Origin of the sequence: Sphingomonas sp. MS122, assembly GCF_049532975.1 — a bacterium.
Taxonomy (GTDB): Bacteria; Pseudomonadota; Alphaproteobacteria; order Sphingomonadales; family Sphingomonadaceae; genus Sphingomonas.
In genome coordinates, this window is the sequence record NZ_CP186695.1 from 4001415 (window position 1) to 4027014 (window position 25600).

23 protein-coding genes and 1 tRNA gene are annotated in these 25600 nt (G+C 68.7%); 12 read left to right on the forward strand and 12 right to left on the reverse strand.

All coding sequences use genetic code 11. The features are described from left to right. Nucleotides 1-46: 46 nt before the first annotated feature. A complete protein-coding gene (locus ACO227_RS19100; RefSeq protein WP_423604089.1) occupies nt 47-1147 on the reverse strand; it encodes a S41 family peptidase in 1101 nt (366 codons plus the stop codon). A gap of 117 nt (nt 1148-1264) precedes the next feature. Between ACO227_RS19100 and ACO227_RS19105 the strand changes: the two genes are divergently transcribed. Both ACO227_RS19105 and ACO227_RS19110 read left to right on the forward strand, forming a co-directional pair. Continuing rightward, the gene (locus ACO227_RS19105) at nt 1265-1747 is read left to right on the forward strand and encodes an Lrp/AsnC family transcriptional regulator (protein ID WP_423604090.1); all 483 of its coding nucleotides are present in this window, start codon (nt 1265-1267) and stop codon (nt 1745-1747) included. A gap of 26 nt (nt 1748-1773) precedes the next feature. After that, nucleotides 1774-2205 carry a DoxX family protein gene (locus ACO227_RS19110; protein ID WP_423604092.1) on the forward strand — a complete coding sequence of 144 codons (432 nt, stop codon included), beginning with the start codon at nt 1774-1776 and terminating at the stop codon, nt 2203-2205. A gap of 6 nt (nt 2206-2211) precedes the next feature. On the opposite strand, the gene ACO227_RS19115 is transcribed toward ACO227_RS19110, so the two are convergent. Both ACO227_RS19115 and ACO227_RS19120 read right to left on the reverse strand, forming a co-directional pair. After that, a tRNA-Asp gene (locus ACO227_RS19115) sits at nt 2212-2288 on the reverse strand. 44 nt (nt 2289-2332) lie between these two features. After that, entirely contained in the window at nt 2333-3445 is a 1113-nt protein-coding gene (locus ACO227_RS19120; protein ID WP_423607403.1) for an AI-2E family transporter, read from the reverse strand. A 218-nt stretch (nt 3446-3663) separates the two neighbouring features. Between ACO227_RS19120 and ACO227_RS19125 the strand changes: the two genes are divergently transcribed. Beyond that, nucleotides 3664-5127 carry a glycerol kinase gene (locus ACO227_RS19125; RefSeq protein ID WP_423604093.1) on the forward strand — a complete coding sequence of 488 codons (1464 nt, stop codon included), beginning with the start codon at nt 3664-3666 and terminating at the stop codon, nt 5125-5127. A 94-nt stretch (nt 5128-5221) separates the two neighbouring features. Here the strand turns inward: ACO227_RS19125 and ACO227_RS19130 are convergent, their stop codons facing one another. Further along, nucleotides 5222-6976, reverse strand: a complete 1755-nt coding sequence (locus ACO227_RS19130) for a class I adenylate-forming enzyme family protein (RefSeq protein WP_423604094.1) — start codon at nt 6974-6976, stop codon at nt 5222-5224. Nucleotides 6977-7115: 139 nt separating this feature from the next. Between ACO227_RS19130 and ACO227_RS19135 the strand changes: the two genes are divergently transcribed. From ACO227_RS19135 to ACO227_RS19165, 7 genes are all read left to right on the forward strand, one after another. Then, on the forward strand, nt 7116-8342 hold the full coding sequence (locus ACO227_RS19135; protein WP_423604096.1) for a serine hydrolase domain-containing protein: 1227 nt from the start codon (nt 7116-7118) through the stop codon (nt 8340-8342). Nucleotides 8343-8378: 36 nt separating this feature from the next. Then, the gene (locus ACO227_RS19140; RefSeq protein WP_423604097.1) at nt 8379-10406 is read left to right on the forward strand and encodes a 3-hydroxyacyl-CoA dehydrogenase NAD-binding domain-containing protein; all 2028 of its coding nucleotides are present in this window, start codon (nt 8379-8381) and stop codon (nt 10404-10406) included. Beyond that, complete coding sequence (locus tag ACO227_RS19145; protein WP_423604100.1) at nt 10399-11751, forward strand: amidase family protein; 1353 nt, start codon at nt 10399-10401, stop codon at nt 11749-11751. The genes ACO227_RS19140 and ACO227_RS19145 overlap by 8 nt, the downstream gene beginning before the upstream one ends. After that, complete coding sequence (locus ACO227_RS19150) at nt 11748-12932, forward strand: acyl-CoA dehydrogenase family protein (RefSeq protein WP_423604101.1); 1185 nt, start codon at nt 11748-11750, stop codon at nt 12930-12932. Before ACO227_RS19145 ends, ACO227_RS19150 begins: the two co-directional genes overlap by 4 nt. A 102-nt stretch (nt 12933-13034) precedes the next feature. Then, a complete protein-coding gene (locus ACO227_RS19155) occupies nt 13035-14162 on the forward strand; it encodes an acyl-CoA dehydrogenase family protein (protein WP_423604102.1) in 1128 nt (375 codons plus the stop codon). Further along, complete coding sequence (locus ACO227_RS19160) at nt 14162-15076, forward strand: acyl-CoA thioesterase (RefSeq protein WP_423604104.1); 915 nt, start codon at nt 14162-14164, stop codon at nt 15074-15076. The genes ACO227_RS19155 and ACO227_RS19160 overlap by 1 nt, the downstream gene beginning before the upstream one ends. Nucleotides 15077-15153: 77 nt before the next feature. Next, on the forward strand, nt 15154-15387 hold the full coding sequence (locus ACO227_RS19165; protein WP_423604106.1) for a DUF6894 family protein: 234 nt from the start codon (nt 15154-15156) through the stop codon (nt 15385-15387). A 3-nt stretch (nt 15388-15390) separates the two neighbouring features. Here the strand turns inward: ACO227_RS19165 and ACO227_RS19170 are convergent, their stop codons facing one another. From ACO227_RS19170 to ACO227_RS19200, 7 genes are all read right to left on the reverse strand, one after another. After that, nucleotides 15391-16116, reverse strand: coding sequence for a TonB-dependent receptor (locus tag ACO227_RS19170; RefSeq protein WP_423604107.1), 726 nt, complete (start codon nt 16114-16116; stop codon nt 15391-15393). A 20-nt stretch (nt 16117-16136) separates the two neighbouring features. Then, nucleotides 16137-16874, reverse strand: a complete 738-nt coding sequence (locus ACO227_RS19175; protein WP_423604109.1) for a TonB-dependent receptor — start codon at nt 16872-16874, stop codon at nt 16137-16139. Between the two features lie 51 nt (nt 16875-16925). Further along, entirely contained in the window at nt 16926-17726 is an 801-nt protein-coding gene (locus tag ACO227_RS19180) for an SDR family NAD(P)-dependent oxidoreductase (RefSeq protein ID WP_423604110.1), read from the reverse strand. After that, a complete protein-coding gene (locus ACO227_RS19185) occupies nt 17726-18490 on the reverse strand; it encodes an SDR family oxidoreductase (RefSeq protein WP_423604111.1) in 765 nt (254 codons plus the stop codon). Before ACO227_RS19185 ends, ACO227_RS19180 begins: the two co-directional genes overlap by 1 nt. A 4-nt stretch (nt 18491-18494) precedes the next feature. Next, nucleotides 18495-19556: a phosphotransferase family protein gene (locus tag ACO227_RS19190; RefSeq protein ID WP_423604112.1), complete on the reverse strand. Its 1062-nt coding sequence runs from the start codon at nt 19554-19556 to the stop codon at nt 18495-18497. Further along, on the reverse strand, nt 19553-20638 hold the full coding sequence (locus ACO227_RS19195) for a Zn-dependent alcohol dehydrogenase (protein WP_423604113.1): 1086 nt from the start codon (nt 20636-20638) through the stop codon (nt 19553-19555). Before ACO227_RS19195 ends, ACO227_RS19190 begins: the two co-directional genes overlap by 4 nt. A gap of 81 nt (nt 20639-20719) precedes the next feature. Then, nucleotides 20720-22003, reverse strand: coding sequence for an acyl-CoA dehydrogenase family protein (locus ACO227_RS19200; protein ID WP_423604115.1), 1284 nt, complete (start codon nt 22001-22003; stop codon nt 20720-20722). Nucleotides 22004-22159: 156 nt separating this feature from the next. On the opposite strand from ACO227_RS19200, the gene ACO227_RS19205 reads away from it, so the two are divergent. Continuing rightward, nucleotides 22160-23404: a TetR/AcrR family transcriptional regulator gene (locus tag ACO227_RS19205; RefSeq protein ID WP_423604116.1), complete on the forward strand. Its 1245-nt coding sequence runs from the start codon at nt 22160-22162 to the stop codon at nt 23402-23404. Between the two features lie 4 nt (nt 23405-23408). Here the strand turns inward: ACO227_RS19205 and ACO227_RS19210 are convergent, their stop codons facing one another. Then, nucleotides 23409-24569, reverse strand: a complete 1161-nt coding sequence (locus ACO227_RS19210; protein WP_423604118.1) for a hypothetical protein — start codon at nt 24567-24569, stop codon at nt 23409-23411. Between the two features lie 117 nt (nt 24570-24686). Here ACO227_RS19210 and ACO227_RS19215 point away from each other — a divergent pair, with 117 nt between their 5' ends. Then, nucleotides 24687-25592 (forward strand): GNAT family N-acetyltransferase, encoded by a 906-nt coding sequence (locus tag ACO227_RS19215; RefSeq protein WP_423604119.1) that lies wholly within the window; start codon nt 24687-24689, stop codon nt 25590-25592. Nucleotides 25593-25600: the final 8 nt, after the last annotated feature.

Sequence of the window (25600 nt, forward strand, 5' to 3'; positions counted from 1 at the left end):
ACCTCGAACCACCCGGCCGCCCTTGCGGCGGCCGGGTGGACTTGCGTCAGGGCTTGCGCGGCTTCCTTCGCTCCATCGGCTCGCTCGGCATGTACTTCACCGACAGCGCCTCCGCCTCGGCGGGGGCGACGCCTTCGCGGGTCAGCGCTTCGACCAGCGCGCGTTCGGGCGCGACCTTGACGTCGGGGGCGACGCCCGTGCCCTCCCAGCCATCGCCGCCCGGGAAATAGCTGCGGCCGACCGGAATGAAGGCCGAATAGCCCCCGCCCAGCGGCACGGTGCCGCCATAATGCCCTGCCCCGCCGGTGACCTCGCCGATCAGCGTTCCGCGCTTGGTGCCCTTGAGCGCGGAGGCGAGATGCTCGGCGGCCGAGCCGGTGCGCGGCGAGGTGAGGTAATAGACCTTGGCCTTGGTCCAGGGCGATTGCGGCGAGACGGGCGTGACGCGATGCTCGGAGCGCGACAGCTCGGCCGGGGCGTCGACCTTGACCAGCGAGCGGTACGGCAGCGGGCCGTTGGCCTCGGCCACCGAGGCGCGCGTGTCCATCACCATCACCGCCTGCGCCTTGCTGAAGATGCGCGGGAAGAGGATGTCCATCTCGTCCAGCCCGCCGCCGCGATGCGTGCGCGCGTCGATGATCAGCGTCTTGGCGCTCGCATGGCTATCGAGGAACGCGGCGAAATCCTTGAGCGTCCCCGGCTCGCCATAGAAGCCGTTGAAGCGCACGAAAGCGATGCCGGGCGCGATCCAGCCCGCCTTCTCCATCGGCGGCGGCAGCGGGGCTGGCGGCGATGCCTGGCTCGACACGGGCGCCGTGCGCCGCTGACCGCCCGGCGGGAACATGGCGAGATGGCCGTCGGGCGCGACCGCCTGGAGGTCGGCGGTCACCGTGCCGGCGAGCATGTGGCCGTCGGTGACCGCATCATAGCCCCCCGCCGCGAGCTTGGTGCGCAGCGCGGCGGCGTAACGCTTGGCGACGTCGGGGAAGACGAAGTTCTTCTCGAGTTCGTCCGCGAGCTTGGCCACCGCCTTCTTCGCCTCGGCCGCGTCATAGGCCAGCGCGGCGGCAGGCGGCGGGGCGCTCGTTTGCGCCATCGCGAGCGGTGACAACGCCACCAGGGCGGCAGCGAGGGCTTCCTTACGCATCAACTCTCTCCAACGTTCGACACCTGACGTGTTATATTCGACCAACACGCCTTTTGCGCGCGATTTGAACCGGCTATGCGACGGAAATCGGCACGGACGGAGGATCAGGCGGCTGAAATGGGCAAGCTCGACGCGTTCGACATCCGGCTGCTCGAGCTGCTCCAGGCGGATGCGCTGGCGACCGCGGAAGCGCTCGCGCGCCAGGTGCCGCTGTCAGCCTCGGCGGTGACGCGGCGCGTGCGGCGGCTGCGCGCCGAGGGCTGGATCGCGGCTGACGTGGCGGTGGTCTCGCGCCAGCTCAGCGACCGGCGGCTGCGCGCGCTGGTGAGCGTGCAGGTGCACGAGCATGCCGAGGAACGCGGCATCGCCGCGCTGCGTGCCCGGCTGGCGGCGGCGGACGAGGTGCAGATGATCCTCGACATCGCGGGCGCCGACGACCTCGCCGTGCTGGTGTCGGCGCGTGACATGAACGATTACAATGCGCTCGCCGCCCGGCTGTTCGAGAACGACCCGGCGGTGCGACGCTACGAGACGAGCTTCGTCAAGCGAGTGCACAAGCAGACGGCGGCGATCCCGCTTCGCGCGGGAGACGGCGAATAAGGGAGCGAATTGGGGGAGAGGAAGCGATGGACAAGAAGTGGCTGTTCTTGCCGCAACTGGCGGGCGGTGCGGATCTCGCGCTGCTGCTCGCGCGGCTGGTGGTGGGCGCGTTCCTGATCTTCGGCGTGTGGGATAATATCGTCAGTACCGAGCGCATGGCCGAGTTCGAGAAGTTCTTGGGCGTAAAGGGCTTCGCGATGCCCCACCTGATGGCGCCGCTGTCGGTGTGGGCGCAGTTCCTCGTCGGTATCGCCTTCGTCGCCGGATTCGCGACTCGCTGGGCGGGCCTCGTCTGCGCGTTCAACTTCATGGTCGCGCTGGTGATGGTCGACGCGCCGCTCGGCATTCGCCCGGCCTTTCCGGCGGCGGCTTTGGTGCTGTTCGGGCTGATCTTCGCGACGATCGGCGCGGGGCGGATCTCGCTGGATTCAATGCTGTGGAGGAAGGCACCATCCTGAAGAGGATGGCGCGAGTGACGGGGCTCGAACCCGCGACCTCCGGCGTGACAGGCCGGCGCTCTAACCAACTGAGCTACACCCGCTTGCGTCCTGCGCCGTGGCGCCGTCCCTTGCGAGAGCGCGGCACCTAGACGGGCGGTCCGGGGCTGTCAACCGGTGTTTGACGGTTGTTGTTCACGCGTGGCGGCGGCGGGTTTCCCCCCGCGACCAGCGTGCCGTGCTCGAACAGGAATCCGGCGATGTCGGGCTTGCCCGCGGCGTTGAGCACGGTCTGGATGATGATCAGCAGCGGCACCGCGAGCAGCGCTCCCGGCGTGCCCCACACCCAGCCCCAGAAGGACAGCGAGATCAGGATCAGGATCGGATTGATGGTGAGGCGCCGCCCGACGATCAGCGGGGTCACCAGATTCGCCTCGAGCAGGTGAAGCGCGATCATGATCCCCGCGGGCAGCAGCGCGGCCCACACGTCCTGGTAGGTCATGAGGCCGCCGAGCGCGAGCAGCATCGCCGCGAAGATCGGGCCGAGATAGGGGATGTAGTTGAGCAGCGCGACGATACCGCCCCACATCAATGGCGTCGGCATGCCGATCAGCCACAGCGCTCCCGCGACGAGCAGCCCGAGCGACACGTTGATCGCGGTGATCGTGCCCAAATAGGCCGAGGTGTCGTCGACCACGTCCTGGATCACCCGTGCGGTCGCCATCGCCCCGCCGAAGCTGTGGCGGCTGGTGATCGCCTTGCGCCGCAGCCGCGTCCAGCCCGAGAGGAAGAAGAAGATCACCAGGATCGCGAAGAACATCTCGATGAACGCCGCCGGCGCCGAGGTCGCGGCAAGCTCGAGGATCGAGCGCGGCGGCGCCTCCGCGGCGGTCTCGGCCGGACGGATCGGGCGCGACGAGGCGAGGTCCTGTATCGTCTTGTTCACGAAGGATTCGAGGTTGGCGTAGAAGTCGATCAGCGGCTTCACGTTCGACTGGATGTTGTCGATCCGCTCGGGAAGGATCGACAGCCAGCCCCAGGCCGGCACCACGATCGAGGCGAGCGCGGCGTTGGCGGCGACGAGGAACAGCAGCACGCAAGTCAGCGCGGCGAGCGGTGCGGGCACGCGGCGGCGCTCGAGCCATTCGAGCACCGGTACCAGCGCTATGGCGATGACGATCGCGGCGGTGAGCGGCAGGAAGAAGGGCGATCCGGCGCGCAGCGCAAAGGGCAGCGCGAGAAACAGGCCGGCGCCGATCATCAGCGTGAGCGCGGCGAGCAGGCGGTCGCGGCGATCCTCGGCCTCCGCTTCGGTCGCCGCGGCGGGCACCAGCGGTTCGAGCGGCGGCGCGGGACGCGAGACCGCACCATCCTTCTCCAGCTCTGCCGTGCCCTGCCCCTCGACCAAGTTTCGTCCGCCTTTCCAGTGGCTTTCTAGCGCGATTTGACCGCCGTGTAATCCCGGCTAGCGTGGCGTTCATGGGAGACAGACTGCTGGTCATCGACGAAGGCACCACCTCCACCCGGGCGATGCTGTTCGCGCCGGACGGAACGTGCCTGGGGAGCGAATCCGCCGAGCTCATGCAGCATTATCCGGCGGCAGGATTGGTCGAACACGACGCGGCCGAGATCTGGGACAAGACCGCGCGCTGCGCCCGGGCGATCGTCGACAAGGCCGGCGGCCCGGACGCGATCGCCGCGATCGGCATCACCAACCAGCGCGAGACCTTGGTGTTCTGGGACCGCGCCACCGGCGAGCCGCTCGCGCCCGCGATCGTGTGGCAGGACCGCCGCAGCGCGGCGATCTGCCGCGAACTCAAGGACGCGGGCGAGGAGCCCGGCGTGCAGGCGCGCACGGGCCTGCTGCTCGACCCCTATTTCAGCGGCACCAAGATCGCCTGGGCGATGAAGAACTGGCCACAGCTCAAGGAAGCGGGCGAGCGGCTGGCGATCGGCACGATCGAGAGCTGGCTGGCGTGGAAGCTGACCGGAGGACTTCATGTCACCGATGCCACCAATGCCTCGCGCACTTTGCTGATGGGCTTGGGCAGCGGCGGATGGAGCGACGGGCTGATCGACCTGTTCGGCGCGCCCCGCGCCGCGCTGCCCGAGATCGTCGACTGCGCCGGGCGCTTCGGCGAGACGACGCTGTTCGGCGGCGCGATCCCGATCTGCGGCATGGCCGGCGACCAGCAGGCCGCGACGATCGGCCAGGCGTGCCTGACCAAGGGCGACACCAAGGCGACCTATGGCACTGGCGCGTTCGTGCTGACCAATGCCGGCGAGCGCCAGCCCGCCTCGAAGCACCGGCTGCTCTCGACCGTGCTGTGCCAGCTCGGCGGGCGGCGCACTTATGCGATCGAGGGATCGGTGTTCGTCGCGGGCAGCGTGGTCAAATGGTTGCGCGATTCGCTGGGGCTGATCGGGAGCGCGGGCGAGACCGAGGCGCTGGCGCGGTCGGTGGCGGACAATGGCGGCGTCTATTTCGTCCCCGCGCTCACCGGCCTCGGCGCGCCGTGGTGGGAGCCGGAGGCGCGCGGCGCGATCAGCGGCCTCAGCCTCGCCAGCACCAGGGCGCATGTCGTGCGCGCGGCGCTCGAGGCGATGGCGCACCAGAGCCACGACCTCAAGACCGCCTTCGCCGCCGACGGCGCCGACTGGGGGAGCCTGCGCGTCGACGGCGGCATGGTCGCCAACGACTGGATCGCGCAGGACCTCGCCGACGTGCTCGACGTGACGGTCGAGCGGCCCGGCTTCACCGAGACGACCGCGCTCGGCGCGGCGATGCTGGCGGGCGTGGGCTGCGGGATGTTTTCGGGGCTCGAGGAAGCAGCCGGGATGCGCGGCGCGGTGGAGGCGTTCGAGCCGGGGATGGATGCCGGGGCGCGGGAGATGCGGCTTGCAGGGTGGAAGGCGGCGGTTGCCGGAGTGATTGGCGGCTAGCTGGCAACAGGCCCATCGAGAAAGCCCTGTCCCGGGTCAAGCCCGGGAGGACGAGAGAGGACGCCGGGATGGCGCGGGCGGGCGGCGAAAAGGATCAAGCCGCAGCCTCCTCCGCGAACATCGCCTTCAGGTCCTTCTTCAGGATCTTGCCGTTCGCATTGCGCGGCAGCGTGTCCTTGACGAAGCGCACCGCCACCGGGACCTTGAACGCCGCCAGCCGCTCGCGCACCCAGGCTTGCAGCTCCGCCTCGCTCGCATGCGTGCCGGGCGCGAGGTGGACCACCGCCACCGGCTCCTCGCCCAGCGTCTTGTGGGGGATGCCGATCAGCGCCGCGTCGGTCACCGCGGGATGCGCGTAGAGCACGTCCTCGACCTCGGACGAGTAGATGTTCTCGCCGCCGCGGATGACGATGTCCTTGGCGCGGTCGACGATGTAGAGGAAGCCCTCCTCGTCGAGCTTCGCGAGGTCGCCCGTGCGGACCCAGCCGTCGACGAAGGTCTTGGCGGTCGCCCCGGGCTGGTTCCAATAGCCCTTCACGATCATCGGGCCCTTCGCCCACAGCTCGCCGACCTGCCCGGCCGGCAGTTCGGTCACCCCGTCCTCGGCCATGATCCTGAGTTCCGCCACTGGCACCGGCGGGCCGGCGCTGGTCGGGCGGTTGAGATAATCCTCCCCCCCGTGCTGGGTGACCGTCGCCATCGTCTCGGTCATCCCCCAGCCATTGCCGGGCAGCGCGCCGAACTCGGTATAGATGCGCTTGACCAGCTCGGGCGCCGAGGGCGCGCCGCCATAGGCGATCGACTCGAGGCTCGATAGATCATAGTTGTGGCGGTCGGGATGCTCGAGCAGCTGCCAGGCGATCGTCGGCACGCCGCCGGTCAGGTTGACCTTCTCGCGCTCGATGATCGCCATCGCCTCGACCGGATCCCATTTGCGCATGAACACCAGCGTGTGCCCGGCGGCCATTGCCCCCATCAGGCTGGCCGAGCAGGCGGTGACGTGGAACAGCGGGATCACCAGCAGGCCGACGCGCGGCTGCGGCGGCGGCGGCATCTCGCCCCGCCGCAGATAGGCGCGCGCGGCGCAATAGGCGCTCGACATGATGTTGGTGGCGAGGTTGCGGTGCGTGCCGAGCGCGCCCTTGGGATGGCCGGTCGTGCCGCTGGTGTAGAAGATCGTCGCATCGTCTTCGGCCACCAGCCCGGGGTCGGCCGGGAGCGGCACGTCGGGCAGCGCCGCCCAGTCCATGGGCGTGCCGATCAGCGCCTCCAGCCGCTGCGTCCCCGGCGGCAGTTCGCCGCGCGCGCGGCTGACGACGACGTGCTCGAGATCGGGCAGTCGCGGCAACACCTCGGCGAGCCGTTCGTAGCGCTGGCCATCGACGAACAGCACGCTGCTGCCCGAATCGGCGAGGCCATATTCGAGTTCGCCGCCCGTCCACCACGCGTTGAGCGGCACCAGGATCGCGCCGATGCTGACCGCGGCGAAGAAGATCACCGGCCATTCGGGCAGGTTGCGCATCGCCAGCGCGACGCGGTCGCCCTTCCTGACCCCCATCTCGCGCAGCTTCGTCGCGAGATGCGCGACGGCGCGGAAATTCGCCTCGAAGCTGATCCGCTCGTCCTCATGGATGGTGAACAGCCGCTCGCCATGCGTGCGCGACAGCTGGACCAGGGCGGCGAGATTGGGCGGCGCGTTCTTCCACACCCGGGTCGGCACGCCGCGAATCTCGGCCTCCTCCATCTCGAGCGGCTGGCCCGGCGCGGTCATCAGGGCCTGTGCCTGCCCTAGCGTCATCTTTGGCCAGGACGGGTCGAGCGGGATGATCGGTTCGGCGGCCACGTGCATCTCTCCAGCTTTGTAGAATGTGCGGTTTGGCATTTCCGCCACGCCGCCTTCAGGTTATTCTTGATTCATACGTTGCCAAACGCAATAGGGAAGCGACAGGCGGCGCGAAGCGCTGAAAACAAGGATTCGAATTAGGGGTATGGACGCCGCGCGTATCGCACCGCTTGCCGACACCGGCTTCGACCCCGTCCGGCTGGACGCGATCGATGCGTTCGTCAGGGCGCGCTACCTCGACTCGGGCAAGCTGCCCCATGCCCAGCTGCTGATCGCGCGCGAAGGGCGAATCGTGCATTTCAGCCACCAGGGCGCGGCGCGCGAGGGCGGCGCGGCGGTCGACGAACGTTCGATCTTCCGCATCGCCTCGATGACCAAGCCCGTCACCTCGATCGCATTCATGCAGCTGGTCGAGGAGGGCAAGGTCGCGCTCGACACGCCGGTCCACCATGCGCTGCCCGAGCTCAAAGGCGTCGGCGTCTATGACGGCGGCGGCGGGGGCGTGCCGTTCGTGACCCGGCCGACCGCGGCGCCGATGCGCATGGTCGACCTGCTGCGCCATACCTCGGGCCTGACCTATGGCTTCCAGAACCGCGGCAACATCGACGCCGCCTATCGCGCCGGAAAGATCGAGAACTGGCATGGCAATCTCGACCTCGACGGGTTCGTCGCGGCGCTGGGCAAGCTGCCGCTCGAATTCTCGCCGGGCGAGGCGTGGAACTACTCCGTCTCGACCGACGTGCTCGGCGCGGTGGTCGAGCGAATCGCCGGCATGCCGCTCGACCGTGTGTTCGAGGAGCGCATCTTCGCCCCGCTCGGCATGGCCGACACCGGCTTCTGGGTGCCGGCCGAGCAGGTCGACCGGCTGACCGACTGCTGGACCGTCGTCCAGGGCAGCCGGGTGATGTACGACCAGGGCGCCAAGTCGGCGTGGAGCCGGCGCCCGACCCTGCTTTCGGGCGGCGGCGGACTGGTCTCGACCACGCTCGACTATCACCGCTTCGCCACGATGCTGCTGAACGGCGGCACGCTGGACGGTGCGCGGATCATCGGGCGCAAGACGCTCGAGCTGATGACGGCGAACCACCTGCCCGGCGGGCGGGATCTCGCGTCGATGTCGCGCTCGCTGTTCAGCGAGACTCAGAACGCCGGTACCGGCTTCGGACTCGGCTTCGCGGTCAACCTCGATCCGGCGCGCTCGATGATCCCCGGCTCGATCGGCGAGTTCTACTGGGGCGGGATGTTCTCGACCGCCTTCTTCGTCGATCCGGTCGAGCGGATTACCATGATCTTCATGACCCAGCTTTCGCCCTCGGGCCTCTACCCGATCCGGCGCGAGCTCAAGACGATGATCTATTCGGCGCTGGTTTGACCACCGCCTTCACTGGCCAAATACTTGGAGAGTTTGATGTCCGTAATCACCACCGAACGCCAGGGCGACGTCCTCGTCATCACCTCGAACAACCCGCCGGTGAACGCGCTCGGAGCGGCGGTGCGCCAAGGGCTGGACGCGGCGATCAAGGAGCTGGCGGGCGACGACAGCCTCAAGGCCGCGGTGATCCGCTGCGACGGGCGCACTTTCTTCGCCGGCGCCGACATCACCGAGTTCGGCAAGCCGATGCAGGAGCCCTCGCTTCCGGTCCTGGTCGACCTGATCGAGTCGAGCGAGAAGCCGGTGGTGGCCGCGGTTCATGGCACCGCGCTCGGCGGAGGATGCGAAGTCGCGCTGGCTTGCCATTACCGCATCGCCGTGCCCTCGGCGAAGTTCGGCCTGCCCGAGGTCAAGCTCGGCATCCTGCCCGGCGCGGGCGGCACCCAGCGGCTGCCGCGCGTCGCCGGCGTCCAGTTCGCGCTGGAGCTGGCGGCGAAGGGCGATCCGGTCCCGGCGCAGGTCGCCAAGGACGCCGGCCTGGTCGATCGCCTCGCGGGCGAGGACAGCCTGACCGCCGACGCCGTCGCCTATGCCCGTGAAGTGGCGGACGTGCGTCCCCTGCCGCGCACCAGCGAGAAGCCGGTAACGGTCGAGCCCGGCGTGTTCGACGAATTCCGCAAGACCAACGCCAAGCGCTTCCGCAACATGGACGCGCCCGCCGAGATCATCGCGGTGATCGAGGAGACCGCCGGCAAGCCCTATGCCGAGGGCGTCCAGCGCGAGCGCATGGGCTTCATGAAGCTGATCATGGGCGCGCAGAGCGCGGCGCTGCGCCACATCTTCTTCGCCGAGCGCAAGGCCGCGAAGATCGACGACGTACCCGAGGACACCAAGCTGCGCCCGATCAAGCGCGCCGGCGTGATCGGCGCGGGCACGATGGGCGGCGGCATCAGCATGAACTTTCTGTCGGCAGGCATCCCGGTGACGATCGCCGAGATGCAGCAGGAGGCGCTCGATCGCGGTACCGGCACGATCCGCAAGAACTACGAGGCCACCGCCGCCAAGGGCCGGATGACGACCGAACAGGTCGAGGGCGCGATGGGGCTGCTCAAGCCGACGCTCGACTTGAACGACCTCGGGGACTGCGACCTCATCATCGAGGCCGTGTACGAGAATATGGACGTCAAGAAGGACATCTTCGGCAAGCTCGACACGATCGCCAAGCCCGGCGCAGTCCTGGCGTCCAACACCAGCTATCTCAGCATCGACGAGATCGCCGCGGCGACCAGCCGTCCGGGCGATGTCGTGGGCATGCACTTCTTCTCGCCCGCCAACATCATGAAGCTGCTCGAAGTGGTGCGCGGGGCGAAGACCGACAAGGACGTGCTGGCGACGGTGATGGACCTCGCCAAGAAGATCAAGAAGGTCGCCGTGGTTGCGGGCGTCTGCTACGGCTTTATCGGCAACCGCATGCTGATCCCGCGCCAGATGGAGGCGATGAAGCTGCTCCACGAGGGCGCGACCCCGATGCAGGTCGACAAGGTCCATGTCGAGTTCGGCATGCCGATGGGCCCGTTCCAGATGAGCGATCTCGCCGGGGTCGACATCGGCTGGCACCGCGACCCGACCCGGATCGAGAATATCCGCGACGCGCTCGCCGCCGAGAACCGCTGGGGCCAGAAGACCAAGGCCGGCTTCTATGACTATGACGACAAGCGCAATCCTTCGCCCTCGCCGCGCGTCGCCGAGATCATCGAGGAGTTCCGCCAGAAGACCGGAACCCCGCAGCACGAGGTGACCGACGAGGAGATCATGGAGCGCACCTTCTACACGATGGTCAACGAAGGCGCGAAGATCCTGGAAGAGGGCATGGCCCAGCGCGCGTCGGACATCGACGTCGTGTGGATCTACGGCTATGGCTGGCCGCCCTATCGCGGCGGCCCGATGTTCTGGGCCGACCAGGTGGGCCTCAAGACCATCGTCGCAGGGCTGGAGAAGCATGGCTTCGAAATCTCGAAGCTGCTGCGCGAGAAGGCCGAGAGCGGCGGGAAGTTCAATGGCTGAGCTGGCCGCCCCGGCTCCGCGCGTGACCGACGCATGGGCCGGGGCGAGCGCGCTCGGGATCGCCGCGGCAATCGCGCGCGGCGAAACCAGTGCGCGCGAGCAATGCGAGCTGGCGATCGCGCGGATCGCAGCGGGCGACGGCGCGATCAACGCCGTCGTCATCCGCGACTTCGATCGCGCACTTGAGGCTGCCGAGCGTGCCGACGAAGCCGTGGCGCACGGCAAGCGGCCGCCCTTTCTCGGCGTGCCGATGACGGTGAAAGAGGCGTTCGACGTTGCCGGGCTGCCGACCAGCTGGGGCTTCGAGCACGCCCGCGACAACATCGCAACGAGCGACGCGGTAGTGGTGCAACGGATCAAGGCCGCAGGGGCTGTGATCATCGGCAAGACCAATGTCGCGCCGGGACTGGCAGACTGGCAGTCCGACAACCCGGTCTATGGCCGCACCAACAATCCCGTCGATCCCAACCGCACCGCCGGCGGCTCTTCGGGCGGATCGGCGGCGGCGCTGGCGGCGGGCTTCGTGCCGGTCGAGATCGGCTCCGACATCGGCGGCTCGATCCGCGTGCCCGCGGCATTCTGCGGGGTGTGGGGACACAAGCCGAGCTACGGGCTGATCGATCCCTATGGCCACCGCTTCCCCGGCACCGACGGCGCGCCGCCGCCGCTCGGCGTGGTCGGCCCGATGGCGCGCGACGCCGCCGATCTCGCCGCGACGCTCGATGTGCTGGCCGAAGCGCCGCCGCCGCGGCCGGTGTCTCCCCTGCACCACAAGCGCCTGCTGCTGCTCGACCAGCATCCCGCGGCGCCGACCGATCCCGCAATCCGCGCTGCACTCGCCAGGGTCGAGGCGGCGGCCGGGCACGCGGGCATCCATATTGTCCGATCGAGCGACCTGCTCCCCGACCTCGCCGCGCAGCATCGCGCCTATTGCAAGATGCTGGCGATCACCTTCGCCCATGGCGCACCCGGCCCCGACGGGCAGGTCGCAAGCCTGGCCGACTGGTTCGGCATGCTCGACGCGCAGGCGCGCAACCGCCGCGCCTGGGGCCGGCTGTTCGACGAATTTGACGCGGTGGTCGTGCCTGCCAATGTCGTCACTGCCTTCCCGCACCGCGACGATCCCTACAATGAACGCCGGATGACCGTGGACGGGCAGGACGTGTCGTATGACACGCAGCTCGTCTGGGCCGGGCTCGCCACTTATCCCGGCCTCCCCGCCACCGCCTTCCCTGCCGGAACCAGCGCCGACGGCCTGCCCGTCGGCCTGCAGGTAATGACGGGCTGGCGCGACGACCACCGCGCCATCGCGATCGCCAACCTTCTCTACGGAGTGCTGCAATGAGTGATCTCGACACCTTCCGCGCCGAGACACGGGCATGGCTGGAGGCGAACTGCCCCGCCTCGATGCGCGAACCGGTGCGCAGCGAGAAGGACACCGTATGGGGCGGGCGCGATCAGTCAGCGCTCACTCCGGACCAGAAGGCGTGGATGGACCGGATGGCCGCGCGCGGCTGGACCGTGCCCGACTGGCCCAGGGAGTATGGCGGCGGCGGCCTCTCCCCGGCCGAAAGCAAGATCCTGCGCGAGGAGATGCGCGCGCTCGGCTGCCGCAATCCGCTGAGCAGCTTCGGCATCTCGATGCTCGGCCCGGCGCTGCTGAAGTACGGCAACGAGGAACAGAAGCTCGAGCATCTCCCCAGGATCGCGCGCGGCGAGATCCGCTGGTGCCAGGGCTATTCGGAACCGAACGCGGGCAGCGACCTCGCCGCGCTCGCCACCAGCGCGGAGGACATGGGCGACCATTTCCTCGTCAACGGGCAGAAGGTGTGGACCAGCTATGCCGACAAGGCCGACTGGATCTTCTGCCTCGTCCGCACCGACAAGAGCGTCAAGCAGGCCGGGATCAGCTTCCTGCTGTTCGACATGGCCTCGCCCGGCGTGTCGACCAGGCCGATCCTGCTGATCAGCGGCTATTCGCCCTTCTGCGAGACCTTCTTCGATGATGTGAAGGTGCCCAAGGAAAACCTGGTCGGCGAGCTCAACAAGGGCTGGGACGTCGCCAAGTACCTGCTCGGCCATGAGCGCGAGATGATCTCGGGCATGGGGCTCGGCCTGTCGAGCGGCGGCACGCTGATCGGCAATGCGGTGGCGCGGATGGGCCTGGGCGAGGACGGCCGCCTCGCCGACCCGCTGCTGCGCGGGCAGATCGCGCTGCACGAGGTGCGTGCCCGCGCTTTCGCGGCGATGTCCGAGCGCTTCCTTGACGAGCTCAAGGCCGGCCGCGCCCACCCCGCCCAGCCGAGCATGATGAAATATTACGGCACCGAGCTGAACAAGGCGCGGCACGAGCTGGAGATGGCCGCGGGCGGATCGGACTCGCTCGAATGGGAGAGCGATGCGTCGAACAACGGCGCCGCCCCGCGCGCCTGGCTGCGCACCAAGGCCAATTCGATCGAGGGCGGGACGAGCGAGGTCCAGCTCAACATCATCGCCAAGCGGATTTTGGAGCTGCCGGGCGCCTGAACCGAACCGTCACCCCGGCCCTGTGCCGGGGTCCACGTCTCCACCTGCGCTGCCGGCGCGGTGGATCCCGGCACAAGGCCGGGATGACGAAGGAAGAAATCGATGCCTTTGTTTCTGAACGACGAACAGGCCATGCTTCGCGATGCTGCGCAGCAATTCGTGGGCGACGCCGCGCCGGTCAGCCACCTCCGCGCCCTGCGCGACGCGAACGACGTGACCGGTTTCTCGCGCGATTTGTGGAAGCAGTTCGCCGAGATGGGGTTTACCGGCATCCTGATCCCGGAGGCCGATGGCGGCCTCGGCCTTGGCCATGTCGAGGCGGGCGTGGTGCTGGAGGAGATCGGCCGCAACCTCTCCCCTTCCCCGTTCCTGACCACTGCCGTCGCCGCGGTCGAGGCGCTCAAGGGCAGCGCCCAGCGCGAGCGCTGGTTTCCCGGCATCCTCGCGGGCGAGACCGTCGCTGCGCTGGCGATCGACGAGAAGGCCAAGCACGGCAAGGCGCTCGCGATGCGGGCCGAGCGTGCGGGCAACGGCTTCCGCCTCTCGGGCGCCAAGCAGTTCGTCACCCACGGCCATGTCGCCGACCTGCTCCTCGTCGCCGCGCGCACCGCTGGCTCGCCCGAGGATGATGCCGGCGTCACCCTGTTCGCGGTGCCGAGGGACGCGGCGGGCCTCACCGCCGATCCCCAGCGGCTCGCCGATTCCAGCCTCGCCGCGCGCGTCGTCTTCGACGGCGTCGAGGTCGATGCCGACGCGGTGATCGGCGAGGTCGATGGTGGGCGTTCGGTGCTGAACGCGCTGCTCGCCGCTGGACGCACCGGCGCTGCGGCGGAATCGCTCGGCGTCGCCGGCGGGGCGATGGACATGACTGTCCAGTATCTCAAGGAGCGCAAGCAGTTCGGCGTGCCGATCGGCAGCTTCCAGGCGCTCCAGCACCGCGCCGCACACCTCTATGCCGAGCTGGAGGTCGCGCGCGCCGCCGTGCTCAAGGCGCAGCAGCTGCTCGACGCGGGCGATGCCAGGGCCGATGGGGCCGTCTCGGTCGCCAAGGCGATGGCGGGGCTTGCCTCGACGCTCGCGGTGCAGGAAGGGGTGCAGATGCATGGCGGCATCGGCATGACCGACGAGTTCGACATCGGCTTCTACATGAAGCGCGGCCGCGTGCTGGCGGAGATGTTCGGCGACGCCAATTTCCATGCCGACCAGCTGGCGAGGGCAAGCGGCTACTGATGGCCGACGATCCGCAACCCAGGCCCAGGCGCACCGACGAAGAGATCGTCCAGGAGCTGCTGGTCCTGCTCGACGTCGAGGAGCTCGACGCCGACCTCTATCGCGGCCATCGCCAGCCCGGCGGGCGCGGGCGGGTGTTCGGCGGGCAGGTGATCGCGCAAGGGCTGCAAGCGGCGCAGCGCTCGGTCGAAGGCAAGACCGCGCATTCGCTCCACGCCTATTTCATGCGCCCGGGCAACGAGGACTATCCGATCACCTATCGCGTGGTGCGCGATTTCGATGGCGGCAGCTTCGCCAACCGCCGCGTCATCGCGATGCAGCGCGGCGTGCCGATCCTCAACATGACCGCCTCGTTCCAGCGCGCCGAGGACGGGCTGCACCACCAGGACGCGATGCCCGACGTGCCGCCGCCCGAGGAGCTCAAGTCCGAACAGGAACTGCGCCGCGAGAAGATCGACCAGATCCCCGAGGGCATGCGCCCCTTCTTCCTGCGCCGCCGCCCGATCGAGATCCGTCCGGTCACCCCGCGCGACTGGATCAATCCGGAGAAGGCGCCGCCTTTGTGGCACAGCTGGTTCCGCGCGATCGCGCCGCTGCCGGACGATCCCGCGACTCACCGCGCGGTGCTGTCCTACGCCTCGGACATGTCGCTGCTCGGCACCGCGCTGCTGCCGCATGGCCTGACCTGGCTGAGGCCAGACTTCCAGACCGCCAGCCTCGACCACGCCGTGTGGCTGCACGAGCCGTTCCGGGCCGACGAATGGCTGCTCTACGCGACCGACAGCCCTTGGGCCGGCCATGCCCGGGGCTTCAACCGCGGCAAGATCTTCACCCGCGACGGGCGGCTCGTCGCAAGCACCGCACAGGAAGGGCTGATGCGGCTGCGGAACGAGGATCGCGCCGGAACCAATTGATTTGCATCGGGGTTCTGCTCCTGTCGGGACCGCGCCGCCGCGATCCCCGTCCAGGAGGATGGCAGCGCGCCGGACCGATGCCGTTATTCTATTTCCATCAACGCGATACGCCCGCCTGCCCGGCCGATCAGTGGCGCGATCTCAACGACCTGGGCGAGGCGCTGGCGGAGGCGAACCGGATGGCGCGGACCATCCTCGCGCGCACGCCCGATCCGGCCCGGCTGGCGCATGACGCGCTGGACATTGAGAATGAAGGCCGCGCGGTGGTCGCCCGCGTGATGTTCGCCGACGTCATCCGCCAGATGCGCTGAGCGCTATTTCTTCGAGCGCACCGTATAGGCTGCGGGCAGGAACAGGAACACCTCGGTCGCGCCCGCGCGCGCCCATTCCACCGGCCGGTCGAGCCCGATCACGTCCACCCCATGGTCTGGTCCGAACTTCACCGCCTGCGCGGCGGCGTCGGCTGCGATCAGGTCGATGATCGCGCCGCGATACTGGTCGGGATCGACCACGCTCAGCGTCGGCTCGCCCGTCACTGCCATCGACGTGCGCCCAGCCTTCGCCACCGATGTCACGAACTTCGCGATCTGCGCCTTGGCCGCGCCGATATCCATGCCCGGCGTCAGCCGCACCTTGACCAGGAAGAGCGCGCGCGACGTATCGGGCCGCCCGTCGCCGACATAGGTCAGGTTCCGGTAGTTGGTCAGCGTCAGCGGCTCGACGACATAGTCGCCGGTGGCGAGCTCGACCCCGGCCTTGCCCGCGCTGCCGATGGCATTGCGCAGCGTCGCCTCGAGCTCCTCCTTGCGCTTCGCCGCCTCGCGCGTGTCGCCCGCGATCCACACTTGCTGCACCACATAGTCGGCGGTGCGCTTCAAATGGATGATCGGGCGCTGTGCGGGAATCACGCCGCTCGTATCGACTCCGCCATAGTTGCCGGGCGCGCGGCGCGACGCGGTGACGAGCATCTCCTGCGCGAGCAAGGGCGCCGCGCCCGATAGCAGGGTCAGGGCGATCAGGGCTTTGCAAGCGGTTCGCATGGCTGTTCTCCCCCTCGCGCTCAATTCCGTGGCCGCACGGTGCTGTTCGAGGGCAGGAACAGCTGCACCTCGGTCAGGCTCGCGCGCTTCCACTGCACCGGCTTGTCGAGCCCGGTCACCTCGACGCCATAGCCCGCGCCGAAGCGCCCGCTGGTGACGGCGGTATCCTTGGCCACCAGGTCGATGATCGCGCCGCGATACTGTTCGGGATCGACCACCGACAGGGTGAGCTCGCTATACGCCTTCATCTGCGCGCGGCCGGCCGCGGGGACGGCCTTGATGAACTTGTCGATCCGCGCGAGAGCCGCCTTGGCGTCGATGCCGGGCGCGAGCGGCACCTTGACGAGGAATTTCGTCGCCTCGCCGCTCAACTCGTCCTCGTCGATCTCCTCGATCTTGAGGTCCTTGTAATTGCCCGGCGTCAGCGGCTCGACCACGAATTCGCCGCTGGCCAGCTGCACGCCCGATCCGGCGGACAGGTCGATCGCCTTGCGGATCATCGCCTGCACCTCCTTGCGCGCGTCCGCTTCCTCGACCGTATCGCTCACCACGATCACCTGCTGCACCGCGAAGTCGGCGGTGCGGCGCAGCATCTGTACGGCCGCGGGGGTAGGCACGACCAGCTCGACGGGCCGGTTATCGCCGTCGCCCGGATTGAGTCTGCGCATCCCGGTGACGACGATCTCGTCCTGCGCGATCGCCGGCATCGCACCGGTCAGAATGCCGGCAGCCGCCAAGCCGATGAGAAGCCTGCGCATCCCCCACTCCCCCTGTCCAGGCGGGCAGCGTGCGGGGAAACCGGGAATGTGTCAAACGGCGGTCTTGCCATATTCCTGGCGCGTCACCGGATGGCTCGACGACAGCCCGCCATCGACCGCCAGCGCCTGCCCGTTGACGTAGCTCGCATCGCCGGAAGCGAGGAACAGCGCCGCACGCGCCAGCTCCTCGGGCTGCGCGCCGCGACGCAACGGGTTCAGGCGGCCGACGCGGTCCATCTTCCCCGCCTCGCGCGCATAGTCGAAGGTTGGCTTGGTCATGCCGGTCTCGGTGAGCCCAGGGCACAGCGCGTTGACCCGCACGTTCGACCCCGCGAGCTGCTGTGCGGCCACCGCCGCGAGGTTGATCACCCCCGCCTTGGATGCCGAATAGGCCGGGCTGCCCGCGCCCGAGCGGATTCCCGCAACGCTCGCCGTCAGCACGATCGCCCCGCCGCCACGCTCGGCGATCCTGGGCGCGCCGTGCTTGATCGCCAGCAGCGGCCCGATCAGGTTCACGCGCAGCACCTCGGCGATCAGCTCGGGTGTGGTGTCGAAGATATTGGCCATCCCGCCCGAGATGCCGGCATTGGCGAACATCACGTCGAGCCCGCCGAACTCGGCCACGGCGAGATCGACCGTCGCGATCACGTCCGCTTCGCTGCCCGCGTCCATGCGGATCGCCTTGGCGGTGCCGCCCGCCTCGGCGATCAGCCGCGCGGTCTCGTCGGCACCCTCGGTCCTGTCGGCGGCGACCACCTTGCCGCCCTCGGCCGCGAACAGCATCGCCGCCGCGCGCCCGATCCCGCTGCCCGCGCCGGTGACGATGATCGACTTGCCCTGGAAGCGCGCCATCAGATCGTCACCCCGCCGTCCACGACCATCGCCTGCCCGGTCATGTACCGTCCCGCGGGCGAGGCGAGATAGACCACGGCCCCGGCGATATCCTCGGGATCGCCGAGGCGGCGCAGCGGCGTGCCCTGGTTGACGCGCTTCTCGGTCTCGGGATCCTCCCACAGCGCCCGCGCGAAGTCGGTCCTGATCAGCCCCGGCGCGATGCAGTTCACCCGGACATTGTCGGGCCCGTACTCGACCGCATAGTTGCGCGCGAGCTGGAAGTCGGCCGCCTTGGACACGTTGTACGCCCCGATCACCGGCGACCCGCGCAAGCCGCCGATCGAGGAGATGATGACGATCGCGCCGTCCCTGCGCTCGCGCATCTCGGGCGCGGTCATCTGGATCAGCCAGTGGTTGGAGACGATGTTGTTGTCGAGGATCTTGCGGAACTGATCGTCCTCGATTCCCGCCAGCGGCCCGTAATAGGGGTTGGACGCGGCGTTGCAGACGAGGATGTCGATCCGTCCGAAGGCGCGCCGGGTCTCGTCGACGAGGTGCCGGAGTGCTTCCTTGTCCGAGATGCTCGCCGCCACCGCGATCGCCGTCCCCTCGCCGTGCCTGGCATTGATCGCCGCGGCGACCTCGTCGCATGCATCCTGCTTGCGGCTGGAAATCACCACCTTCGCGCCGTGATCGGCCAGCGCCTCGGCCGAGGCCTTGCCGATCCCGCGCGAGCTGCCGGTGACGATCGCCACCTTGCCGGTCAGGTCGAACAATTTCATCGCTTCATGCTCCAGCCTTCTGCGCGAACTCCCACGCACTCGCCGCCAGCCCCGGCACGCGCGCCGCGGTCTCCTCGGCGTGCGCATTGCTGGCATTGCCGTCGAGCAGCCGCTTCTTGATTCCCTGCACGATGCTCATCAGCCGGAACTGGCCGAAGGCGAAATACCAGTTGAGGTCGGGGATGCCGTCGCGGCCCGTGGCGGCGCAGTAGCGATCGACCATTTGCTCGACCGTCGGGATACCGCTCTGCGGCCCGGTGATCCCTCCGATCCCCGATGCGCCGTTGGCCGGGATCATCCAGTTCATCAGCAGGTAGCTGAAATCCGCCATCGGGTCGCCGAGCGTCGACAGCTCCCAGTCGAGCACCGCCTTCACCCGCGGCGCACCGGCATCGAAGATCATGTTGTCGATGCGATAGTCGCCATGCACCACGCTGGTGCGCGTCTGCGGCGGCAGCGTGCGCGGGAGCCATTCGACCAGCTTCTCGACATCGGGCAGTTCGTCGGTCTGCGCCAGCCGGTACTGCTTGGTCCAGCGCCCCACCTGCCGCTCGAAATAGCTGCCCGGCTTGCCGTAATCGCCCAGCCCCGCGCGCTCGCACTCGATATTGTGCAACTGCGCCAGCCGGTCACACATTTCGAAATAGATCGCGCTTCGCTCGTCCGGCGTCTTGTCGGGTAGCGACCCGTCCCAATGGGTCACCCCCTCGACCAGCTCCATCACGTAGAAGGCCGAGCCGAGGACCGCGTCGTCCTCGCACAGCCCGAACGGCCGCGCGACCGGGAAACCGAGCGGGTGGAGCTTGGAGATCAGGAAATACTCGCGGTCCACCGCGTGCGCCGAGGGCAGCAGCGGCCCGAACGGCTTGCGCCGCAGCACATAGGCGCCGCTCGCCGCGTCGATGCGGTAGGTGGGATTCGACTGCCCGCCGGGAAACTTGGCGTAGCGCAGCGGTCCGGCGAACCCCGCGACATTGGCGTACATCCAATCCGTCAGCTTCGCGACGTCGAGGTCGCTCACGTCTTCCATCGGCAGCCCGCCGCGATGTCCCGCCGGCGGCTTCATGCGAATTCGATCACGGATCGTACCGCGTCGCCCTTGCGGAGATTGTCGAACGCGCCGTTGATGCCCTCCAGCCGGATGCGCTCGGCGACCATCGTGTCGAGGTCGAGCAGCCCGTCGAGATACATCTGCACCAGCCGCGGCAGGTCGATCGGGAACTGCATCGATCCCGCCAGCGAGCCCTGCAGCTTCTTGCCCGTGAGGAAGGTCGGGCCGGGGATGCTCACCGACTGGCCCGGCGCGATCATGCCGAGGATCGTCGCGGTGCCGCCGCGGCGCAGCACATGCCACGCCATCTCGGCGGTATTGGGCCGCCCGACCGCCTCGATCGCATAATCGACCCCGCCGTCGGTGAGCTTGAGCACCTGCTTGACCAGGTCCTCGGCCATCGCATCGAAGTCGTGCGTCGCGCCCATCTTGCGCGCCAGCGCGCGCTTCTCGGGGACCGGGTCGATCGCGACGATCTTGCCCGCGCCCGCGATCTTCGCGGCGTTGACCGCCGCCAGCCCGATCCCGCCGCAGCCGATCACCGCGACGGTCTCGCCGGGGCTGACCTTGCTGTCACGGAAGATCGAGCCCGCCCCGGTCATCACCGCGCAGCCGAGCAAGGCCGCGCGGTCGAGCGGCATTTCCTTCGAAATCGCGACGCAGGCATTCTCGTGCACCAGCATGTGCTCGGCAAAGGCGGAGAGGTTGAGGAAATGCGCGAGCGGGGTGCCGTCGGACAGGCGCAATTTGGGCTCGGCCTCCTTGGGCCGCCGCGTCGAGCTGTCGACGCACAGCGACGGCCGGCCCGAGACGCAGAACTCGCAGCTCCCGCAGAACACGGTGAAGAAGGTGATGACATGATCGCCCGGCCGCAGCCGCGTCACCTCGCTCCCCACCGCCTCGACCACGCCCGCCGCCTCGTGCCCCGGCACGGTCGGCATGACGTGCGGATAGGCGCCGTCGACGAAGTGCAGGTCCGACCGGCATACCCCACACGCCGCGGTGCGGATCAGCACCTCGCGCGGCCCCGGCTTGTCGATCGTGACGTCGTGGATCTCGAGGGGTTGCTTCGCCTCGAACAGGACCGCTGCCTTCAAACCTTCCTCCTCCCTCACCCCGGCGAAAGCTGGGGTCTCACACCGCACGAGACCCCAGCTTTCGCTGGGGTGACGTGAAGATTAGCGCGCCGCCGCCATGTCGCCGCTCGACGGGCGGTCCGCCTTATAGTCCCCGTACTTGCCGAACTCCGCCCGCGCGATCGCGCGATTGTGCACCTCGTCCGGCCCGTCGGCAAAGCGCAGCGTGCGCATCCCGGCCCAGGCGCTGGCCAGCGGCGTGTCGCCCGACACGCCGGCACCGCCGAACGCCTGGATCGCATCGTCGAGGATCTGCAGCGTGATGCGCGGGCCCATCGCCTTGATCATCGCGATCTCGCCCTGCGCCGACTTGTTGCCCGCCTTGTCCATCATGTCCGCCGCCTTGAGGCAGAGCAGGCGCATCATCTCGAGGTTCGAGCGCGCCTCGGCGACGCGCTGCTCCCAGATCGAGTGATCGGCGATGCGCTTGCCGAAGGCGACGCGGCTGACCAGCCGCTTGCACATCAGCTCGAGCGCCATCTCGGCGACCCCGATCGAGCGCATGCAATGGTGGATGCGCCCCGGCCCGAGCCGGCCCTGCGCGATCTCGAACCCGCGTCCCTCGCCGAGCAGCAGGTTGTCGGCCGGCACCCGGACATTGTCGAGCACCACCTCGCCATGGCCGTGCGGCGCGTGATCATACCCGAAAACCGAAAGCATCCGCTCGATCCTGACACCGGGCGCATCCATCGGCACCAGGATCTGGCTCTGCTGGGCGTGGCGCGAGGCGTCGGGATTGGTCTTGCCCATCACGATCGCCACCGCGCAGCGCGGATCGCCGACGCCCGACGACCACCATTTGCGGCCGTTGATGACGTAGTGATCCCCGTCGCGGACCATCGAGGTCTGGATATTGGTCGCGTCCGACGAGGCAACGTCGGGCTCGGTCATCAGGAAGGCGGAGCGGATCTCGCCGTCCATCAGCGGCTTCAGCCAGCGGTCCTTCTGTTCGCGCGTGCCGTAGCGGTGCAGCACCTCCATGTTGCCGGTGTCGGGCGCTGAGCAGTTGAACACCTCGCTCGCCCAGCCCGCGCGCCCCATCTCCTCGGCGCACAGCGCATATTCGAGGTTGCTGAGCTGAGTGCCCTCGAACTCGAAGCTCTCGTCGACATGCTTCTGCCCGGAGTGCGGCGGCATGAAGAAGTTCCACAGCCCCTGCGCCCTGGCGACCTGCTTCAGCTCCTCGATCACCGGCAGCACCTTCCAGCGCTCGCCCTCGCGCTCCTGGCGGTGGTAGTCCGCGTCGCGCGGGGCGATATGCTGGTCGATGAAGCCCTTCACGCGGTCGCGGAAATGAGTCTCGCGCTCGGTCAGCGTGAAGTCCATGCGCCCTCTCCTCAGAATCTGGTTTCGAATCGAATACGCCATACCCGATTTTCGGTAAAGTGGCTCACGCCCCATTTTTCCGTCGCGTAATCATGCGGAACGCCCCCTACCCGCTTTAGGACTGTTCCTTCGAATCAAAGCTGCTAATCTGGCTCGATGGATGTCGACGAGGTGATCCCCGCTGAAGTGCGGGGCGAGACGAAACGGTTCAAGGCGAAGCGCGACGCGATCCTCGCGGCCGCCGCCGACGTGATCAACGAGCAGAGCGCGAAGGGCATGACCTTCGCGGACGTCGCGCAACGCGTCGGGCTCAACACCACTAGCGTCACCTATTATTTCAAGCGCAAGGAAGACCTGGCGGCCGCCTGTTTCGACGCGACGCTCGACCGGCTCGACGAGATGCTCGACGAGGCGCATCGCGAGGCGACCCCCGAGGCGCGGGTCGCGCGCTACCTGTCGATCAACATGGAGCGGCTCGCGCGCATCCATCGCGGCGAGGAGAAGGCGTTCGCCATCCTCTCCGACCTCCGCGCGATGGAAGGCGACGTCAGGACCGAGCTACTCAAGCGCTGGCAGCACGTCTTCCGCCGCACCCGCGCATTGTGGGGCGAAGGCGGCACGCGCGCCGAGACCGACCTCTATGGCGGCCGCGCGCATGTGCTGCTCGAGAACACCTTCTGGCTGCCGGTGTGGCTGATCCGCTACGAGCTCGACGAATATCCGCGGGTCGAGGCGCGGCTGATGGACGTGTTCCGCCACGGCATCGCCGCCGAGGGCGCGGCGTGGACGCCGGAGATGCTCGACCTCGAGCATGACGAGGCCGAACCGGGACGCGAGGCGTTCCTGCTCGCGGCGACACGGCTGATCAACGAGCTCGGCTATCGCGGCGCCTCGGTGCAGAAGATCGCGTCCGAGCTCAACGTCACCAAGGGCAGCTTCTACCACCATCTCGACGCCAAGGACGAGCTGGTGATCGAATGCTACAAGCGCAGCTTCGACATCATCGCCGAGGCGCAGCGCGTCGCCGAGGAGGGGCCCGGCGACCATTGGCACAAGCTCGTCAGCATCATCGCCACCCTGCTCGACGTGCAATTCTCCGAGCGCGGGCCGCTGCTGCGCACCACCGCGCTATCGGGCCTGCCGCCGCGGGTGCGCACGGCGATGGTCGACCGCTCCAACCGCATCGCGCGGCGCTACGCCGGCATGCTCTCGGACGGGATCGCCGAGGGCTCGATCCGCGCGATCGACCCGCTCGTCGCCAGCCAGACGATGATGGCGCTGCAGAACGCCGCGTTCGACATGCGCAAATGGGCCGGCACCATGCCGCGCGAGCGCGCGGTGGCCTTCTACGCCTCGACCATCGTGTTCGGCCTGTTCGACGACCGCGTACTGGGGTTCTGACGCGTTACGGCTGTGGTGCGGCGCCGTCGCGCTGCGCCAGCTTGGTCAAGTCGATCACATGCAGCGTCAGCTTTCCGGTGCGCCGCTCGATGCGCGAACCCGGTGGCAGCCCGTAGGAAGGCCGCAGCGTGAACCGCTCGACGCGATAGGTGCCGACCCCGCCCGGGTCCTGCCGGGCGGGTGCGTAGCGGCGCGCCTCGATATTCCTGATCAGCGGCTTGGCCCATTGCACCTCCTTGGACGGGCGCAGGATCTCGACCTCGGCCGGCTTGCCGTCGGGCCGGACCCAATAGCCGATATCGGCCCAGAACAGGTCTCCATGGTCGGCCGCCGTGGCGGCGCGCGCGGCCATCACATCGACGCCACCGGTCACCGCGACGCCGGACCCGCCCGCGCGACCGAGCTCAGGATAGGGCGGTGCGTAGAGCAGCACCGGTTCGGCCCCGCCCGCCCCGCGCAGTGCGGCGACCAGCTCGTCGGTGTTGTTCGCATCTCCCTTCGCGATCGAGATTCTCGCGCGCAGCACGCGCAGCAGGCCGGCGAAGCGCGCGTCCTGACCATGGCTGCCCTCGAGCTGCTCGAGCAACCGGCGGGACCGCGCCAGGTCGCGCGCGCTGAGCGCCAACCAGGCGCGGCGGAAGATCAGCGCCGCCGCCAGGTCCCCCTTGCCCGCCCGCTGCGCGTCCCCGGCCGCGTCCTTATACTCCCCGTCCGCGCTGGTCAGGTCGCCGAGCTTCACCCACATGTCGCCGACGCGCGCCGATGCGCGCAGCACCGCCGAATGGCCGGGACCATATGCGCGGCGCAGCACATCGACGCTCTCGCGCGTCGCGTGTTTGAACACCTCCTTGTCGCCTTCATGCTCGGTCACGTCGGCATAGGTCGCATACAGGTCGGACATCGGCCCCGGCATGCGCGCGCCATATCGCTTGTTGCGGGAAACCGCGCGGCGCAGGATCGCCTTCGCCTCCTCGTAGCGGCCCGCCGCGAAGCTCTCCGCTCCCGCATTCATCGCCGCATCCACTTCCTCTTCCGGCGGACAGTTGCGCGCGAGGCACTTGTCGAGCGCGTCCCGCATCCGGTTGCCGGTAATCACGACATCGGCCTGTGACACCGGGGCCTGAACGGCCTGCTGACCGGCCAACATCAGGGCTATCAGGAACATCGAACGCCTCCCTCACCTGGCAAGACTATGTCCCGGCGCTGGCGCAGGCAAGCAATCGGATCACCTTCGATGGGCCCGGGCGATGACGGCGCTTTCCAAAGTTGATAGGCGGTGCCGATGTCTGCCGATTACCTGCCCGACGCCACCTGGTCCGCCACCCTCGACGGCGACCTCGCCGTCACCGGCACCGAGAACCCCGCCTCGCCGATCCTCGCCGACTTCTTCGCCGGCTATGACCGCGCCTTCGTCCTGCCCGACGAGCGCGAGGAGCTGGACGGATTCCGCGACTGCCTCGCCGCCAATCGCGGCGCGCCGCTGCGCTTCGGCCGCCGCCACCGCGAGCTGGTGATCACCCTGCGCGACGCCACGGGCGGCGCGGTGCTCGGCGGCGCCAACTTCCTCGCCACCGGCATGGGCGCCCGGCCCGGCCAACCGCACGTCTCGGTCGCGCTCAACTATCTCTATGTCGACCAGCAGGTGCGCGGGCGCGGGCTCGCGCGCAAGCTGATGGCGGCGGTGGCACGGCTCGCCCAGCGCGCCACCGGCCGTCCCGAGCAGGAGATGCCGGCGATCTTCATCGAGCAGAACGACCCGTTCCGCCTGACCGCCGAGGAATATGCCGCCGACACCGCGCATTCGGGGCTCGATCAGGTCGACCGGCTCGCGATCTGGGCCAGGCTTGGCGCACGCGCGGTCGACTTCGCCTATGTCCAGCCCGCGCTGAGCGCGGCCCAGGCGAGCGACGACGGGCTGCTCTACGCCGCGCTCGCCTATCCCGGCGACGCGGTTCCCGCCGCCTTCCTCCACGATCATCTCGAGAGCTTCTTCGGCGTCTCGGTGCTCAAGGGCGGCGACCCGGCCGCCGAGCCGGTCGCCGGCGCCCAGCTCGCCGGTCTCGCCGCACTGGCCCGGACCGGCGCGCAGGTCGCGCTGCTCGACCTCCTCGCCCCGCTGGCACGACTCGAACGGGGTAAGCCATTACCTCCGGCACGGTCGATGTTGGCATTTGCCAAAGCGGGCTGACCGCCCTT